This window comes from Actinomycetospora endophytica (genome assembly GCF_021026375.1).
Lineage (GTDB): Bacteria > Actinomycetota > Actinomycetes > Mycobacteriales > Pseudonocardiaceae > Actinomycetospora > Actinomycetospora endophytica.
On sequence record NZ_JAJNDB010000001.1, the window covers coordinates 196,911 to 214,448 of the forward strand.

Below are 17,538 nucleotides of genomic sequence, written 5' to 3' on the forward strand. Positions count from 1 at the left end.
GATGGGCTGATGGGGAGCGCAGACAGCGGGTCGGTGCGCTTCCTGGACCTCGGCGCACTGATGGTCGAGGTCGACGGACACCTCCGCACTCCGGGTGGTCGCCGCCCGGCCGCCGCCCTGGCCGTCCTGCTGATCCACGCGAACCGCCCGGTGTCCGTCGACACCCTGAGCGATGCAATCTGGGACGATGGCCGACCGCGCGCGGTGTCGACGCTCGAGTCGCATCTGTGGCGCCTGCGCCAGGTGCTCGAGCCGGGCCGAGAACCCGGGGAACCGTGGTCGCTCCTCGTCACCGACCCCGGCGGCTACCGACTGAGTGTCGCGGTGGAGCAGGTGGACTCGTCGCGGTTCGCCGCTCTCGTCGAGGAGGCCGGGAGCCTGCTCGGGCGAGGGCAGCCCGACCGGGCGCTGCAGCGGTGTGAGTCGGCGCGCGCCCTGTGGCGAGGCCGCCCGCTCGCGCCGGTGGCCGACCAACCGTGGGCGGCGCCCACCGTGGCGCGACTGGAGGAGCTGCGCGCTCAGCTCGCGGAGCGACACGTCGACGCGCTGCTCGACCTGGGAGACCCTCAGCGGGCTCTGCTCGAGCTCGAGCCGGCGCTCGGCGAGCATCCGCTGCGCGAGCACCTGTGGGCGCGGCGCATGCTCGCGGCATTCCGCGCCGGACGCGTCGACGACGCCCTCGCCACCTACCACCGGGCCCGGTCGCTGCTCGTCGCCGAGCTCGGCACCGAGCCCACCGACGAGCTCCGCGACCTGCACCGCCGCATGCTCGCGGACGACCCGTCGCTGCGATCGGTGACGGCCGCCGGACCCACGAATCGGAGCGCACCGGAGCTCGACCTGCCGCGGTGGTCGAGCCGGCTGGTCGGGCGGGACCGCGAGCTCGAGCGGTTGACGTCGCTCGTCGGCCGATCGTCGCTGGTGACGGTCCACGGCCCGGCCGGAGTGGGGAAGACGCGGCTGGCGGTCGAGGCTGCCCACCGGGTCGCCGACGCCTTCGCAGACGGCGTGTGGTTCGTCGACCTCGTCGGGGCCCGCGACGGCGACCAGGTCCTCGACGCGATCACCACGGCGCTGTCGCTGGCGGCGCCGGCCACCGGTTCGCCGTCGGACGCACTGCACGCGTTCCTGCGTGATCGGCGCGGCCTGCTGCTGCTCGACGACTGCGAGCACGTCCTGACCGCGGTGGCTTCCCTCGTCGAACCGCTGGTCCGCGACGCCCCGGGCCTCGGGCTGGTGGTCACCAGCCGCGAGCGGCTCGACCTCGAGGACGAGACCGCTATGGAGCTGCCGCCCCTGGTGGTCCCCGACGAGGACGACGCCGGCGGCTCCGCGCTCGATCTGTTCCTGGACCGCTGGGAGGCCGTGACCGGGCCGACGGACCCGGACGATCTCGACGAGGCCCGCCGGGTCTGCCGGGCGGTTGAGGGCGTGCCCCTCGCCCTCGAGCTCGCGGCGGCCCGCGCCGCGACCTTCACCCTCGCCGAGATCGCCGAGCAGACCGAACAGGACCCGGGCACCCTCTCCGCCCTCGGGCGCCACCGGCACGGAGCCCGACCCGGCGTGTACGCCGCGGTGGAGCGCAGCCACCGGTTGCTCGACGACGACGCGCGGCTCCTGCACCGTCGTCTCGCGGTGCTGCCGGGACCGTTCACCGTCGCGGCCGCGGCCGCGGCCGCCGGGATCGCGCCCGTCGTCGCCGCCGACCTGCTGGCCGACCTGACCCACCGTTCGATGGTCGTCGCCCGCGGCCCGGCGGGCCCGGGCCGCCCGTCGAGGTTCTCGCAGCTGACCATCGTGCGAGCCCATGCCGCCCGGGCACTGGACGACGCCGGGGAGAAGGCCGCGGCCCAGGATCGACGGGACGCCTGGATCGAACGCCTGGCCACCGAGGGCCGGCCTCGCCTGGGGACGCCCGAGGAGCTCGCCCGCTCGCGGGCACTCGCCGACGACGCCGCAGCGCTGCGCAGCGCGCTGCAGCACACCCTGATCGAGGACCCGTCACCACGCGGCCCGGAGATCATCGCCGGCCTGGGGGCGCTGTTCTGGTTCCAGCACGACGCGACGCTCGAGGGCACGCGGTGGGTCGAGATCGCCCACACGCTGTGCGCCACCGACCCGGACGACGTCGCGCCGGTCACGGCGTTGCGGGTGTCGATCGGCTCGGCGACGGCGCAGGCGTTCGCGGGACGTCTCGACCTCGCCGCACCGCTGTGCGACGGCGCGCTCCGGGACGTCGCGAGGGTTCGTCTCGACCCCGACCAGGAGCTGCTGAGCGGTGACGCCCTCGTCGTGCTGTCGACGTCCCTCGGTTTCGCGGGCGAGCCGGAGCGGGCCGCCGTTGCCCTCGGTGCCGCCGCCGACATCGTGCGGCGCACCTCGGACCCCACGCTCACGCTGGTCCACCGCGTCCGCACCCGCATGGCCGAGCTGGGCCGCAGCGCTCCGGGTGAGGTCCTCGCCGCCCTCGCGGAGGTCTATCGCGAGGCGTCGTCCGTCGACAACTGGTTCGGCGCCTGGCTGGCGAGCGCGATCGCGCACATGGCCGCGCTGGCCATCGAGGACGCGCACACGGCCCTGCAGTGGTCGGACGCCTGCCTGGCCGTCGTCGACCGCACCGGCCGTCGCCAGGCCCCGCTGCAGCTGGAACTGCGGGCCAACACCCTGGCCCAGCTGGGGCGCTACCCCGAGGCACTGCGCGTCTACGGGGCCGCGATGGCACAGAACGACCGCGCCGGCCTGCCCTGGCCCACCGCCGTCGGCACCGATGTCCTCCTCGAGCGCACCCGTGCCGCGGTCCCGTCGCACTCGGCGGAACGCATCGGGCGCGGCGTCGCCCGGCTCACGGTCGCGGACTTCCGGACGCCCGCGGTCGCCGACGGCCGGTGGGAACGACCGGAGCACGCCTGAGGACCGTCGGCGCCGTCTTGGAGCCGACCTGGCGCGCCGTTGGAGGCCCCCGGGACATCGTCGTCCCGACGCGGACCCCGCCCCTGGGGACCGCTCTCGACGGAAGGACATCCGATGCCCGTCTACCAGGTCGTGACCAGCGGAGTGGAGCTCACCGAGGAGCAGCGGGACGCGCTCGCCACCCGGTTCACCGATACCCACCACGAGGTCACCGGCGCACCCGACCCCTTCGTCCGGATCGTGTTCCAGCCGCTGCCGCTGGGCCTGATGTACACCGCAGGCCGCGTCGAGCCGTCGCTCATCCTGAGCGCCGGGTGCCGCGGAGGCCGATCCGAGCAGACCCGCCACGAGCTGATGACCAAGCTCTACGAGGTCATCCAGGACGTCGTCGGCCTACCGGCGGACCAGGTCGTCGTGGTCGTGAGCGACACCCCCTCCAGCTGGATCATCGAGGCCGGCATGGTGCTGCCCGAGCCGACCCACGACGCCGAGGCGCTGTGGATGAAGAAGCTCGACGAGATGTTCCCCGGCAAGTACCAGCAGTACGTCTGACCGAGGGCATCGACGTCGGCGACCGGAGCTCAGGCGGTCCCGCCATCGGCCTCGAGGATCTCGCTGACGAACTCCGGGCTCTGGTGCAGGGCAAGGCTCTCGTACCGTCCGCCGCCGAGGGTGCGGAACGTGTGCGGGGTGTCGGGCGGGATCACCAGGGTCTGGCCGGCGACGGCGACGAACCGCTCCGAGCCGAGGGTGAACATCGCCCGGCCCTGCCGGATCAGGATGATCTCGGGATACGGGTGCTGGTGCAGGGGCGGTCCGACGTCCACGCGGGTCGTGCTCAGGTGGATGTAGGAGACCTCGACGCCGTAGGCGCTGCCCTCGAGTGTCGTCGACCAGTGCGGGGAGTCGCCGGCACCGCCGGGAGCGGTGATGACGTGCGGCTCCGGAGCGTTCGTCGGTGCGGCCACGGCGGCTACCTCGTCTCGGCGCGGATCAGACCTCGGTGGCGGCGAGGCCGTGGTCGAGGCGGATCGGGGCGAGGGACGAGGGCGACATGAACGCGGTGTTCACCGTGATCACCCCGTCGACCACGACGAACGTGTTCGTCCCGACCAGATCGGGTCCGTCGTCGCGGGTGGCTCGCCATGAGACGAACACGACCTCACCCAGCTCGAACACCTCCATCGCGGGGTCCAGACCCGCCGCGGCGTCCAACGTCGCGGCGTGGACTGCACGGATGTAGTCGTGCCCGCGACCGATCCGGTCCGAGTCGGCGAGCACGGCATCCGCGGCGTACCCGGCCACGATCGCGTCGAGATCGCGATCGCGGACCGCGGCCACGTGCTCGTCGAAGACCCGCCTGACGCTCCTGGTCATCTCGCGTGCCCCTCTCTCTCGTCCGATCCCGAGGCTAGGGTCATCGCTCATTCGACGGAAACGATGACTATTGATGATCGACATCGATGTCATCGATGGCGCCGAGGAGCGGGTCATGCGGTTGACCGGGGTCGATCTCAATCTGCTGGTGGCGTTCGACGCGCTGATGTCCGAGCGCAGCGTGAGCCGAGCCGCCGATCGGCTGTCGATCGGCCAGCCCGCGATGAGCGCGACGCTCGGGCGCCTGCGGCGCGTCTTCGACGACCCGCTGCTCGTCCGGCAGGGCCGCGGACTCGTGCCCACGCCGTTGGCGGAATCGCTGGCCGAGCCGATCCACGAGATCCTCTCGAGGATCGACGAGACGCTGTCGACCGCCCGCTCGGGATTCGACCCGACCACCGATCGCCGGAGCTTTTCGGTGATGACCAGCGACTACGTCACGCTGGTGTTCCTGCGGCACCTGCTGACCCAGCTCGACGAGGAGGCGCCCCACATCCGGGTGCGCGTCCGGCCGGTCACCGCCGACTTCCGCGAACAGCTGCGCCGCAATCTGACCGACCTGATCATCGTCCCGGACGACGTCCTCGGTGACGGCCACGAGTTCCCCACCCGACCGCTGTTCAGCGATCGGTTCCTGTGCGCGGTGCATCGGGACAACCCGGACATCGGCGGGACGATCACCGTGGAGCAGTTCAGCGAACAGCCGTACCTGGCGTACAACGTCGGGCCCCTGCCGTCCCTGATCGAGCAGCAGCTCGACGCAGCCGGGATCACCCGCAACCTCGAAATCTCCACCGAGGCCTTCGTGCTGGCCCCCCACATCCTGCGCGGAACCCGACTGCTCACCGTCCTGCACCGACGTCTCGCCGAGGCGATGCCGGAGGACCTCGGCGTCCGGCTCCTCGAGCCCCCGATGCCGCTGAAGGGCGTCACCGAGGTCATGGCCTGGGCGCCGCGCCACGAGCACGATCCCGCCCACGCCTGGTTCCGGGAACAGCTCCTCCGACTCGCCGGACGGCTGTGAAGGCGTCTCGGCCACGGCCCCTCTCCGACCGCTCGCACGGCGCGGCGGCCATGCAGGTACAGGGAACCGGAAGCCTGTGCCTCGCCCGTCGCCGGCACGGGCCCCGAGATCGGTCGCCCCGCACCCGTTCGCAGAGGGCTCCGTGGTGGGAGACGTCGCGCGGGTCGGCGCCCGGGCCGTTGCGGCGACCACTGAGTCCCGGTGATCATGCGATCCCCGTGAGGATGACGCTGAGCCAATCTTCGGGTTTCGGGTTTCGGATATTCATAACGCTGGGCGGATACATCGTAAGACCCAAACCCCGTCGATCCGTCACGATCAGCACATCGGCACCACCCGCCCGTCCCCGACGAATGTGCCGTACAACCAGCTGATCATTTCCACACGATTTCCTGCATGGTCAGCGACACGACACGGCGCGGTTCTCGACTTCCTTGCCGATCGCAATCCCGGATGCGACCCTCGATCCGGCCCGGGTCGAGCGCTTTCAGATACGTATCTGGGCGAGCTTCTGACCAGCGGCAGAATTCTGGGTCGAGGGGGTTCGGTTGCCGGCCATTTCATCGGGCTCATCACGCCGCCGGTCGCTCTGGCTCATCAACGGGGCGGTCCTCCTGATTGTCGTCGTACTGGCCGGAGGTACCGCCTACCTGCTGACGGCGGGGTCACGGAACTCGACCGCGAACCTCCGCACGACAGTTCTCGGTCACGGTCCGGTATCGCGAACGGTCACGGCCACCGGCAGCGTGACGAGTGGGACGAGTTCGACGTTGGATTTCGACACGGCCGGGAAAATCGCGAAGGTCGACGTCGGGCTCGGCGACCACGTCACGAAGGGGCAGGTCCTGGCCGAGCTCGACGACGAGTCCGCGAGCGCGAACCTGAATGCCGCCGAGGCCCAGATCCGCGCCGCCGAGGCCCAGCGGACCTCGGCCCAGGCATCGCTCGACGCCGCCTATGCCGCCCAGGCCCAGGCCCAGCGCAGCTCCGCCACTCCGACCCCCACCCCGACCCCCACCAAGACGCCGGCACCGGCGGCTCCCACGAGTGCTGCGCTCCCGGTCGCTGCCGCCCCGGTGAGTGCCGCGGCACCCACGGGCACCACAACGAGGGCGGCCGGCACCAGCGCCGCGGCCCCGACCACGGCAGCGGGCACCACCGGCGCCACGACACCGCAGCAGCTCGCCGCGAACATCGACTCGGCCCGGGCGCAGGTCCGGTCGGCGCAGGCGACGCTCGCCCAGGACAGGGCGACCCAGGTCCAGGATCAGCAGGCGCTCGACGACCTCCAGCTGATCGCACCCCAGGACGGGACCGTGACCAGCCTGGACGCCCAGGTCGGTCAGATGGTCGGCGCGCAGGGCACCGTCATCAGCTCCACCGCGGCCGGCAACCCGACCGGAGGCACGCTGCCGAGCGGGAGCGCGACCTCCAACGGCGGCACCGGCGCCGGCTCCAGCACCAGCGGGACGAGCACCCAGACCGGCACCGGCGGCACGTCGGGCGCCGCCTCGTCGCAGGGGAACACCGTCACGTCGGGCGCCTCGGCCCCGGCGGTGATGACCGTCGTCGATCTCAACGGCCTGCAGGTCAGGGCCAACGTCCCGGAGCTCAACATCGGGTCGGTCGCCAGCGGGCAGCACGCCGACGTCGCCGTCAACGCGCTGCCCGGACAGACCCTGCCGGGCATCGTCGTCACCGTTGACGCGCTCCCGGGGTCGGGCACCTCGGTCCAGTACGGCACGTCGGTGTCGCTACCCCAGACGCCACCCGGCCTGCGGGCGGGGATGTCGGCCAATGTCACGATCACCACCCAGTCGGTGCCGAACGCGGCCTTCCTGCCCTCGGTGGCCGTCCGGAGCTCCGGCCCGGGCGCCGCGACGGGCACGGTCACGGTGCTCACGGGCCCCGACCAGCACACCGAGAACCGGACGGTCGGGCTCGGCCTGAGCTCCAACACCGTCACCCAGATCACCTCCGGCCTCGCTCCCACCGACCGGGTGGTCCTGCCCTCGGCGACCGCGGCCCCGGCCGGACCCGGCGGCGGTGGTGGCGGCGGGGCCGGCGGTGGCGGTGGTGCCGGAGGTGGCGGCGGCGGAGGCGGCGTCCGATGACCGGCCCCGGGCCGAGGCCCGAGCCCCCGGTGATCGACGTGCGGGCCCTGACCAAGGTCTACGGCGAGGGTGAGTACGCCGTTCGCGCCCTGCGCGGCGTGGACCTGGTCGTCGCGCGCGGCGAGTACGTCGCGGTGGTCGGTCAGTCCGGGTCGGGCAAGTCCACGCTGCTCAACGTCCTGGGCTGCCTGGACACGCCCACGTCCGGCCGGTTCCGGCTGGAGGGCATGAACGTCGCCGACCTGAGCGACCGCCAGCAGTCGGTCCTGCGCAACCGGCAGATCGGGTTCGTGTTCCAGTCCTTCAACCTGATCCCGCGGACGACGGCCCTCGCCAACGTCGAGCTCCCGCTGATCTACGCCGGGGTGGGACGGCGGGTGCGGCGCGCGCGGGCGCGCGCGGCACTGACCCTGGTCGGCCTGGAGGACCGACAGAGCCATCGACCCAACGAGCTCTCCGGCGGTCAGCAGCAGCGGGTGGCCGTCGCACGGGCGCTCGTGGCATCCCCGGCCCTGCTGCTGGCCGACGAGCCCACCGGGAACCTCGACTCGGAGTCGACGGCGGAGCTGCTGGATCTGTTCGACGGCCTGCACGCCGCGGGCCGCACGATCGTCCTGATCACGCACGACAGTCAGGTCGCCGCACGGGCCGACCGGGTCGTGACGGTCACCGACGGACGGCTGACGGACCCGTCCCGGCCGGTGATGGCCGGCGAGCCCCGGGCATGAGCGTCCTGGAGAGTGTCCGCTTCGCCGTGCGGGCGCTCGTGACCAACCGGCTGCGGTCGCTGCTGACGATGCTCGGGATCGCGATCGGCATCGGCGCGGTGATCCTGCTGACGGCGCTCGGCAACGGTGCCCAGGCCTTCATCAGCAACCAGATCACCGGCCTCGGCGGCAACAGCATCACGGTGCTGCCCCGCCAACCACCACGGAACACCGGCCTCTCGGGACGCCCGCTGGACGCCGCCGACCTGGAGGCCCTCTCCGACCGGCAGGGCACCCCGGACATCGCCACGGTCTCGCCGGTCGTGACCACCGCCCCGACGACGACCGCGGGCGCGAACTCGTCGAGCGCGACCCTGCTGGGCGCCGAACCCGCCTACTTCGCCGCGACCAACGCGAAGATCGCGACGGGAGCACCGTTCACCCAGCAGGACGTCGACCAGGCCGCGAAGGTCGTCGTGCTCGGCCAACAGGTCGTCACCGACCTCTACGGCCTGGGCGCCGACGCCCTCGGCCGGCAGGTGCAGTTCGACGGGGTGCCCTTCACGGTGGTCGGCACGCTGGTGTCGTCGGGTCAGGGCGGCCCCGGCGGGGCCGTGGACTCGAGCGCGATCGCCCCCCTGACGACGGTGCAGTCCTCGCTGACCGGCTACGGCAACTTCTCGCGCCTGGTGGTCCAGTCGACCTCGGCCGCGACGCAGACCGGGGCGACCGCCGAGATCGAGAACATCCTCGATCGCCTGCACGGCGTCACCAACCCGAACGACCGCGACTACCAGGTGTCGAGCTCGGCGCAGCTCGCCTCGGTGATCAGCTCGACCCTTTCCACGTTCACGCTGCTGCTCGGTGCGATCGGTGGCATCTCGCTGCTGGTCGGCGGGATCGGGATCACCAACATCATGCTCGTCTCGGTGACCGAGCGGACCCGCGAGATCGGTATCCGGAAAGCGGTCGGAGCACCGCCGTCGGCGATCCTCGCCCAGTTCCTCATCGAGGCGGTGATCCTCAGCCTGCTCGGCGGCATCGTCGGTGTGCTGGTCGGGCTGTCGAGCCTGTTCATCCACATCGGCGGGTTCACCCCGATCGTGCTGCCCGTCGCCGTCGTCGCGGCGATCGTCATCTCCGGGGCGATCGGCGTCTTCTTCGGCGCCTTCCCCGCGCGGCGGGCGGCCCACCTGCCGCCCATCGAAGCGCTCCGTCGGGAGTGATCCCCATGAGCTCCCTCGGTCCCGACGACCCGCCCCGCAGACGGAGGCACCCATGAACACACCACCGCATCCGGGCCACGAGGGCGCCGGGAACAGGCCGTACGACGACGAGGCCGACACCGACGGGCTGCCGGCCGCGACGAGCGGCGAACCGGCCGGCTCCGCGCGGGCCCCCGTCCGGGTCTCCGACGAACGACGAGCCGACGCCGTCGCCACCCTCGACGAGCCGCTCGACTCCGGGGACCTCGTCGCCCGCGTCCATCGCCCCGGCCTGGCCCGCTCGACCCGCCTCCTGCTGACGGTGCTGGCGGTCGTCGCACTTCTCGCGCTCGGCACCTGGATCGGCCGGGCGACCGTGCGCCGCACCGGCCCCGGCTCGATGCCCGACGTCGTCGGCACCGTCGAGTCGGCGACCGGCGGCGCCAACGGACAGATCACCGTGCGGGCACCGGACGGCACGATGACGGTGTTCATCACGACCTCCGGCACGAAGGTGGCGGTTGCGAGTCCCGGCGGGATCGGCGGTGTAGAGCCGGGCCAGAACGTCACCGTCAGCAGCCAGCAGGACCGGCTGGGCGGCACCGAAGCCACGCTCGTCCAACTACGGACGCCCTGACAGGAGGTCGGACCGCAACGAGCCGGAGATGGCGCTGTGCCCGCAGGGTGTCCTTCGGCCGAGGATGCTGCACGGCGCCCTGCACACGACCGGGGGGACCGAGGGAGCCCGGGATGCCCGCACCCACCGCACCGCGCCGATCACCGACGAGCCGACGGGACCGGGGCGATCGGAACCCCGGCGTACTCCGCGCCGTCCCTCCCGACGATGCCGGTGCACCGACTCCAGCGCACCACCCCGTCGGCTCCGCCCTGACGCTGCGTGGGCAGGACGCGATGAGTGCGACTGCTCCGCTGGCGGCGGTGGCAGCCTCGGCGGGGGCGGTCGCGGAGGCCGCGGCCGGGCTGCTGCTCAGTGCGGCGGGTCTGGCCGCCGACACCCTCGTCGCCGTGCTCTCGCCGACGGAGGTCGCCGCCGAGGTGATGACCCGTGCTGCGGACTCCTATCGCGGCAGTGACCGCGACCGGTCGACCGCAGCCGGTCCTCGACCTGGTCCCGGTTCCTGACCGTCGGGGCCGAGGCCGCGCCCCGGCGCCGCGCCGGTCGTCGAGCCCGCACGTTCGGCGCAGGTCAGCTCGTGGACAGGCGCTGGAGCCGTGGGCGACCGTGGGTCATGCCTGAGGCGGTCCTCCCGATCCGACCCTGACCGACGCCCGCGCCCCGCTCAGGTGGTCCCGCCTGCCGCGCTGAACCCGGACACCGAGGAAGGCTGGCTGATCGACGATGGAGACCCGCCCCACCTACTCCGACGGCCGCCCGCTGATCGCTGCCGATCAGCACCTGGCCGAGCGCGACCACACGATGCGCCGTCTGATCGAACGCCTCGGGCCCGTGAGCCTCGAGATCGACGACGCGGCCGGGGACCGATTCGCGGCGCTGATCCTGGCCATCGTCAGCCAACAGCTCTCGACCCGGGTCGCGCGCGCCATCTACGGGCGACTTCTCGACCAGTTCGACGGCCGGGTACCCACGGCCGCCCAGCTCCTCGCCGCCGACCCGGACCCGCTGCGCGAAGCGGCGGGCCTGTCCCACGCGAAGAGCCGCGCCCTGAGCTCGCTGGCCGAGCATGTCGAGGCCGGGAAGCTCGATCTCTCCGCTCTGCCCGAGATGCCCGACGACGATGTGCGGGCTGCGCTCACCGCGGTGACCGGGATCGGCGCGTGGACGACGGACATGTTCCTCATCTTCAACCTGCACCGGTCCGACGTCCTCGCCGCCGGCGACCTCGGAATCCGCAAAGCCGTGCAGCGCGAGTACGACCTCGGCGACCTCCCGGACACGCCCACGACGACCCGTCTGGCCGAACCGTGGCGGCCCCATCGCACCCGCGCCTGCCTCTACCTGTGGCGAAGCCTGGAGACCTGACCAGCAGGGCGTCGGGAGAACAACGCCTGCCCCACCAACTCACGTCGGCGCCGCCGCTCGACGTCGTGGCCGGCCGAGGGGGAAGCTCGGCGTCTGACCCGTCACCGATGCTGATCGGAGCGAGCATGGACGTCGAGATCGTGGGGCGGATGCTGTCGACGCTGCCCGCGGACGACGATCATCCCTATCGCACCGGACCGTGGCGACCGCAGACCACCGAGTGGCGGGCCGACGATCTCCGTGTCGTCCAGGGCGAGATCCCCACCGACCTCGACGGCGTGTACCTGCGCAACACCGAGAACCCGCTGCATCCCGCGGTGCGGAACTACCACCCCTTCGACGGCGACGGCATGGTCCACGTCGTCGGGTTCCGGGACGGAAGCGCGTTCTACCGCAACCGGTTCGTCCGCACCGACGGGCTGCTGGCCGAGGCCGACGCGGGCGGCGCCCAGTGGGCCGGGGTGTCCGAGATGCCGTCGTGGTCCCCGCGTGAGGACGGCTGGGGCGCCCGCGAGCGGATGAAGGACGCGTCGAGCACCGACATCGTGGTGCACCGCGGAACCGCACTGACCAGCTTCTACCTGTGCGGGGACCTATACCGGGTCGACCCGTTCACCGCCGAGACCCGCGGCAAGGAGACCTGGGGCGGCGGGTTCCCCCTGGACTGGGGCGTGTCCGCGCACCCCAAGGCGGACGAGCGCACCGGGGAGCTGCTGTTCTTCAACTACGGGAAGCAGGCGCCCTACATGCACTACGGCGTCGTCGACGCCGACAATGCCCTGTCGCACTACATCGACGTGCCACTGCCCGGCCCGCGACTGCCGCACGACATGGCGTTCACCGAGAACTACGCGATCCTCAACGACTTCCCGCTGTTCTGGGACCCGTCGTTGCTCGGCCAGGGCGTCCACGCTCCGCGATGGCACCGGGACGTGCCCTCGCGCTTCGCGGTCATCCCCCGCCGCGGCCGCACCGAGGACATCCGCTGGTTCGAGGCGGAGTCGACCTTCGTCCTGCACTTCACCAACGCCTACGAGGACGGCGACGAGATCGTCCTCGACGGCTTCTTCCAGGGCGACCCCGAGCCTCAGGACAACGGGATGGGCACCAAGTGGCAGCGGGCGTTCCGCTACCTCGCCCTGGACCGCATGCAGACCCGCCTGCACCGGTGGCGCCTGAACCTGACGAACGGCCAGGTCCGCGAGGAACAGCTCACCGACTCGATCACCGAGTTCGGCATGATCAACGGCGCGCGGGCCGGTCAGCCCTACCGCTACGCGTGGGCCGCCACCGGCGAACCCGGATGGTTCCTGTTCGACGGCCTGGTGCGCCACGACCTGCACACCGGCGCCGAGGAGCGGCTGCGCTTCGGCGACGGGATCTACGGCAGCGAGACCGCGATGGCACCCCGGGTCGGGAGTACCGGCGAGGACGACGGCTACCTGGTCACGCTGGTCACCGACATGAACGCCGACGCGTCGTTCTGCCTGGTCCTCGACGCCGCCCGCGTCGCCGACGGGCCGGTGTGCACGCTCGAGCTCCCCGAGCGGATCTCCAGCGGAACCCACTCCACCTGGGCCGACGGGCGGGAGCTGCGCCGGTGGCACACCGCCGACACCGCTGCCGCCGCGATCGGTCTCTAGACCGGTTGCCCGCGCACATACCTCCGCGTGCCGACCCGACGTGGCTGATGAGTCCCTTGACCGCGCCGACGCCGCCAAGCACGGTGTGACGACCGTCATAGTATTCGAGGTTTGCGATGACCGAGACCATCCGGGAAGGCGCCGCCCGCGACGACGTGCAGGCGCGAAACCGCCAATTCATGGACGCCTTCGCCGCCGGCGACGCGGCCCGCGTGGCGTCGCTCTACACGGAGGACGCGGTGGTCCTCCCGCCGGACGCGCCCATGATCACGGGTCGGGCCCACGTCGAGGAGTTCTGGCGCGGTCTGATGAACGCGGGAGTTCGGGAGGTCGGCCTCGAGACCCTGCGGCTCGACGGTTCCGCCGAGCTGCTGCACGAGATCGGCCGCGCGACCATCACGGTGCGGCCGGCGGACGGCGAGACGATGACGCAGCTGGCGAAGTACGTCGTCGTGTGGGAGCGCAAGCCTGCGGGAGAGTGGCAACTGGCCGTCGACATCTGGAACGCGCAGCCCACGTGACCGCTCGACCGGGCCAGTACGGGGCACCTTCACCCCACCGAGGATCGTTCAGTCCGGGCCTCACCTCGGGGCGAGCGGGGCGACTCCTGCCGGCAGTACCATCCCGGCCGTGCCTCACGACCTGGTCCTCAAGGCGATGAACGGTGTCCACCGCGTGCTCGTGGGCGCCACCGGCGGCAGGGTCGGCTGGGAGTTCGGCGGGATGCCCGCCCTCGAGCTGACGACCATCGGACGCAAATCAGGTCAGAAGCGCTCCGTGATGCTCACGGTGCCGTTGGTCGAGGGCGAGACGTACGTCGTCGTCGCCTCTCGCGGCGGCGACGACATCCATCCGGCCTGGTTCCTCAACCTCCGGGCGAACCCCGACGTCGAGGTGTCCCTCAAGGGCGGGCCTACCGAGAAGTGGCGGGCCACCGTCGCCTCGCCGGAGGAGCGCGCACGGATGTGGCCCCTCATCGCGGACAAGTACTCCAACTACCGCGGCTATCAGGAGCGCACCCGGCGCGAGATTCCGCTGGTCCTGTTGACGCGCGCCTGAGCGCGGACGACGGCCCGCCTGCCGTCACTCGACGCCGCTGCGCAGCGGCTCGGGAGCCGGTTCGGGCCCCGGCAACCGGTCGCATTCGGCGGCGATCTACGCGACGGCGTGGGGAGCGCGGTCGCGAACATGTCGCGCACCCTTCCGCCAACGTCCAGTGCCGCTGGGAACACCCACCGGAACCGCAGGCGATCATCATCGCGCGAGGGGCTCGGCCACGCGTCCGGGTAGCCGATCGAACCCAGGGACATCCCTGCGATCTACGAGCCCCCGTCCGCGGCGGCCCGCGCCCGCGCCCGTTCCCGCTGTTCCTCGAACCGCACGGCCTGGGCGTCGATCCGGCCGAGGAACGTGGCGAGCTCGGTACGGGCCTGCTCGCCCTCGGCGTCGAGGCCCTCGAGCTCGAAGACCTTCCAGTGCCGCAGCAGGGGCCACACCACCTCGTCGTGGTGGACACGCAGGTCATAGATTCCGGTGTGGGCGATCTGGACCGCCTTGCGGGTGAAGCCCGGGATGATCACGCCCGGCATCGCGAACCCGACGACCTCGTCGGTGATGGCCCGCAGGGTCGCGGTCGGCGCGATCTCGAGGGCCGCGCTCGTCAGGTTCCGGTAGAAGACCATGTGCAGGTTCTCGTCCGTGGAGACCCGGGTGAGCAGCTTCTCGGCGACGGGATCCCCCGCGAACCGGCCGGTGTTGCGGTGCGACACCCGGGTGGCGAGCTCCTGGAAGGAGACGTAGGCGAGCACGTGCAGGATCGGCTTCTCCGCCGAGTCGAACCCGGACTGCATCACCTTCATCCGCGCCTGTTCCAGCTCGTCCGGGTCGACGCCGCGCGTCACGAGCAGGTAGTCACGGATGCAGTAGGCGTGTCGTGCCTCCTCGGCGGTCCACCGGTGCACCCACGTCCCCCAGGCCCCTTCCCGGCCGAAGGCCCGCTCGATCTCCCGGTGGTAGCTGGGCAGGTTGTCCTCGGTGAGCAGGTTGACCTCGAGCGCCGTGCGGGCCGCCGGCGACAGGGCAGACTGCTCGGGGTCCCAGGCCTGCCCGCCGAGGTCGGCGAAGTCGCGGCCGAGACTCCACGGGATGTACTCGTGGGGCATCCAGTCCTTCGCGGCCCCGAGGTGCCGGTCGAGGTTCTCGGCGACCACGGGCTCGAGGTCGAGGAGCAGGCGGGTGCTGTCCAGGATCGTCATCGTTGCCTCGGTTCTGCCGAAGACCGGATCGGGGCTCGAGCGTAAGGCCCCGCAGGCCCGCAAGATGATCGTCGCGACGATGGTCGGACGCCGGGTGGCGGATTGGTCGCCCGGATCCCGAACGGACAGGGGTGGCCGGCACGAACGTCGACCGTGGGTGGTGAGCTCCCCGAGCGGGGAAGACGCGCGCTGCGGGTGGCGTCGCTGAACATCGCTGCCGGCCGCGGGCCTGACGGGCGGGCGGACCCGCACCGGTTGTGGTCGGCCCTGCAGGAGTTGGACGCCGACGTGCTGGCCCTGCAGGAGGTGGACCGCGGCCAGGAACGCTCCGGCCGGATCGACCAGGCCGAGCTGGCCGCCGCCGTCGTCGGGGTGACGGGACCCGAGCACGTGCGGTTCGAGGCGACCGTGGGTCGTCTCCCGGCCGCTCGTCGAGGACGCGACACCGGGCCGACGCGCCACCGCGAGCCCGCGGCCATGAGCACCGCGACCTCAGTCAGCAGCCCCGGCTACGGCATCGCGCTGGTCAGCCGGGTCCCCGTCCGCCGGTGGCGGCGCGTGGAGCTACCCGGGTTCCCGGCGCGGCCGTGGCGCAGCGAACCCCGCGTCGCCCTGGCCGCGGTGCTCGCCGAACCCGCCCCGGTCCGCACCATCGTCACCACCCACCTGTCGGTCGTGCCCGCGCTCAACGCGATACAGGCCCGTCGTCTTGCCGCCGCCCTCTCCGACCTGCCCGGGCCGGTGATCCTGCTCGGCGACCTCAACCTGCCGGCCGCGATCCCCGCTCGGCTGCTGCCGGCCTGGCGGCCCCTGGGGCGGGGCTCGACCTACCCCCGACCGCGTCCCCGACTCCGGTTGGACCAGGCCCTGCTCCGCGACCCCGGCCGCGCCGGGCCACCGGCGGACTGGACCGCCGGCGTCGTGCCCACCGGGATCTCCGACCACTGCGCGGTGACCGTCGACCTCGCCTGAACGACCCAACGGAGCCATCGGCTCGCGCTGCTCCCGTGGGGGACACTGCGCTGACCCCTTCTCCGGGCGCGCCGTACAGGAGAGTCGATGGACCACGACGTCAACGTCTTCGATCCGTCGGTGTTCGCGCGCGGCATCCCCCACGAGGCACTGCGGCGGTTGCGTGACGAGGCCCCGGTCGCGTGGCAGGACGAGCACGCGATCGGCGACTGGTCCGCCGGGCCCGGCTTCTGGGCGGTCACCCGCTACGACGACGTGCACTCCGTGCTGCGCAGTCCCGAGCTGTTCAGCTCCTGGCTGGGCGCGACGCAGATCCGTGACCCCGAGCCGGAGGACCTGCCCTTCATCCGCCGGATGATCCTCAACATGGACCCGCCGGAGCACCAGCGGCTGCGCCGCCTCGTGACCGGCGCCTTCACCCGCCGTCGTCTCGACCGCTTCTCCGACGACGTCGCCGCGCGGGCCCGCGGCCTGCTCACCGAGGTGGCCGGGGACAAGAGTTGCGACCTGCCGGTCCAGGTCACCGACGCGTTCCCGCTCGCGAATCTCGCCGAGCTGATGGGCGTCCCGGAGTCCGACCGGCACCTGCTGCTGACCTGGACCAACCGGGTCATCGGCTACCAGGATCCTGAGCATGCCGAGGTGGTCCGCGACGAGCGCGGGCGCCCGGTCAACCCACGCTCGCCCGCCATGCTCGCCGAGATGTTCGCCTACGCCGGCGAGCTCGCCGACCACAAGCGCCGCCACCCCGTCGACGACGTCATGACGGCCTTGGTGCAGGCCCGCATCGACGGGGAGTCCCTCGACGACGCCGAGCTGCAGATGTTCTTCTTCCTCCTCACGATCGCCGGCAACGACACCGTGCGCTCCGCCCTCCCCGGCGGGGTGCTGGCGCTGGTGGAGCACCCCGAGCAGTACGCGCGCCTGCGTGAGGACCGGGACGCGCTCCCGCGCGCGATCGAGGAGATGCTGCGCCTGCACCCGCCGGTGCTGACCTTCCGACGGACCGCCACCCGCGACACCACCCTGGGCGGAGCGGACATCGCAGCGGGCGACAAGGTCGTCGTGTACCACGTCTCGGCGCACCACGACGAGCGCCACTTCGACGACCCGTTCCGCTTCGACGTCGACCGCGACCCGTGCGATCACCTCGCCTTCGGGCAGGGCCCCCACCTCTGCCTCGGCGCGCACTTCGCGCGGCTGCAGATGCGGGCGTTCTTCACCGCCTTCCTCGACGTGCTCCCATCGGTCGAGCTCGACGGCGACCCGCGCCGCCTGACGTCGAACTTCATCAACGGCCTGACGCACCTGCCGCTGCGCTGGTGAGAA

The 17,538-nt window shown here is 72.1% G+C and carries 17 protein-coding genes; 14 read left to right on the forward strand and 3 right to left on the reverse strand.

From position 1 onward, the window contains the following. The first annotated feature begins 9 nt into the window (after positions 1 to 9). A complete protein-coding gene (locus LQ327_RS00940) occupies positions 10 to 2,910 on the forward strand; it encodes an AfsR/SARP family transcriptional regulator (RefSeq protein ID WP_230729647.1) in 2,901 nt (966 codons plus the stop codon). Positions 2,911 to 3,024: 114 nt separating this feature from the next. Beyond that, positions 3,025 to 3,462 carry a tautomerase family protein gene (locus LQ327_RS00945; RefSeq protein ID WP_230729648.1) on the forward strand — a complete coding sequence of 146 codons (438 nt, stop codon included), beginning with the start codon at positions 3,025 to 3,027 and terminating at the stop codon, positions 3,460 to 3,462. 29 nt (positions 3,463 to 3,491) lie between these two features. Here LQ327_RS00945 and LQ327_RS34465 read toward each other — a convergent pair whose 3' ends face one another. Further along, the gene (locus tag LQ327_RS34465; RefSeq protein WP_230729649.1) at positions 3,492 to 3,878 is read right to left on the reverse strand and encodes a cupin domain-containing protein; all 387 of its coding nucleotides are present in this window, start codon (positions 3,876 to 3,878) and stop codon (positions 3,492 to 3,494) included. Between the two features lie 25 nt (positions 3,879 to 3,903). Beyond that, complete coding sequence (locus LQ327_RS00955; protein WP_230729650.1) at positions 3,904 to 4,287, reverse strand: Cif family virulence factor; 384 nt, start codon at positions 4,285 to 4,287, stop codon at positions 3,904 to 3,906. Positions 4,288 to 4,360: 73 nt separating this feature from the next. On the opposite strand from LQ327_RS00955, the gene LQ327_RS00960 reads away from it, so the two are divergent. From LQ327_RS00960 to LQ327_RS01005, 10 genes are all read left to right on the forward strand, one after another. Further along, positions 4,361 to 5,311, forward strand: a complete 951-nt coding sequence (locus LQ327_RS00960) for a LysR family transcriptional regulator (protein ID WP_230729651.1) — start codon at positions 4,361 to 4,363, stop codon at positions 5,309 to 5,311. A 770-nt stretch (positions 5,312 to 6,081) separates the two neighbouring features. After that, a complete protein-coding gene (locus tag LQ327_RS00965; RefSeq protein ID WP_230729652.1) occupies positions 6,082 to 7,425 on the forward strand; it encodes an efflux RND transporter periplasmic adaptor subunit in 1,344 nt (447 codons plus the stop codon). Beyond that, positions 7,422 to 8,153 carry an ABC transporter ATP-binding protein gene (locus tag LQ327_RS00970; protein ID WP_230729653.1) on the forward strand — a complete coding sequence of 244 codons (732 nt, stop codon included), beginning with the start codon at positions 7,422 to 7,424 and terminating at the stop codon, positions 8,151 to 8,153. The genes LQ327_RS00965 and LQ327_RS00970 overlap by 4 nt, the downstream gene beginning before the upstream one ends. Next, positions 8,150 to 9,358: an ABC transporter permease gene (locus LQ327_RS00975; protein WP_230729654.1), complete on the forward strand. Its 1,209-nt coding sequence runs from the start codon at positions 8,150 to 8,152 to the stop codon at positions 9,356 to 9,358. Before LQ327_RS00970 ends, LQ327_RS00975 begins: the two co-directional genes overlap by 4 nt. A 52-nt stretch (positions 9,359 to 9,410) precedes the next feature. Then, positions 9,411 to 9,974, forward strand: a complete 564-nt coding sequence (locus LQ327_RS00980) for a hypothetical protein (RefSeq protein ID WP_230729655.1) — start codon at positions 9,411 to 9,413, stop codon at positions 9,972 to 9,974. Positions 9,975 to 10,249: 275 nt separating this feature from the next. Beyond that, complete coding sequence (locus LQ327_RS00985) at positions 10,250 to 10,480, forward strand: hypothetical protein (RefSeq protein WP_230729656.1); 231 nt, start codon at positions 10,250 to 10,252, stop codon at positions 10,478 to 10,480. A gap of 217 nt (positions 10,481 to 10,697) precedes the next feature. After that, positions 10,698 to 11,339: a DNA-3-methyladenine glycosylase family protein gene (locus tag LQ327_RS00990; RefSeq protein ID WP_230729657.1), complete on the forward strand. Its 642-nt coding sequence runs from the start codon at positions 10,698 to 10,700 to the stop codon at positions 11,337 to 11,339. 125 nt (positions 11,340 to 11,464) lie between these two features. Continuing rightward, on the forward strand, positions 11,465 to 12,982 hold the full coding sequence (locus tag LQ327_RS00995; RefSeq protein ID WP_230729658.1) for a carotenoid oxygenase family protein: 1,518 nt from the start codon (positions 11,465 to 11,467) through the stop codon (positions 12,980 to 12,982). Positions 12,983 to 13,098: 116 nt separating this feature from the next. Then, on the forward strand, positions 13,099 to 13,503 hold the full coding sequence (locus tag LQ327_RS01000; protein ID WP_230729659.1) for a YybH family protein: 405 nt from the start codon (positions 13,099 to 13,101) through the stop codon (positions 13,501 to 13,503). A gap of 109 nt (positions 13,504 to 13,612) precedes the next feature. After that, a complete protein-coding gene (locus tag LQ327_RS01005) occupies positions 13,613 to 14,041 on the forward strand; it encodes a nitroreductase/quinone reductase family protein (RefSeq protein WP_230729660.1) in 429 nt (142 codons plus the stop codon). Positions 14,042 to 14,301: 260 nt separating this feature from the next. Here the strand turns inward: LQ327_RS01005 and LQ327_RS01010 are convergent, their stop codons facing one another. Beyond that, positions 14,302 to 15,237 carry an acyl-ACP desaturase gene (locus tag LQ327_RS01010; protein ID WP_230729661.1) on the reverse strand — a complete coding sequence of 312 codons (936 nt, stop codon included), beginning with the start codon at positions 15,235 to 15,237 and terminating at the stop codon, positions 14,302 to 14,304. Positions 15,238 to 15,390: 153 nt separating this feature from the next. Here LQ327_RS01010 and LQ327_RS01015 point away from each other — a divergent pair, with 153 nt between their 5' ends. Further along, a complete protein-coding gene (locus tag LQ327_RS01015) occupies positions 15,391 to 16,209 on the forward strand; it encodes an endonuclease/exonuclease/phosphatase family protein (protein ID WP_230729662.1) in 819 nt (272 codons plus the stop codon). An 87-nt stretch (positions 16,210 to 16,296) separates the two neighbouring features. Continuing rightward, on the forward strand, positions 16,297 to 17,535 hold the full coding sequence (locus LQ327_RS01020; protein WP_230729663.1) for a cytochrome P450: 1,239 nt from the start codon (positions 16,297 to 16,299) through the stop codon (positions 17,533 to 17,535). Positions 17,536 to 17,538: the final 3 nt, after the last annotated feature.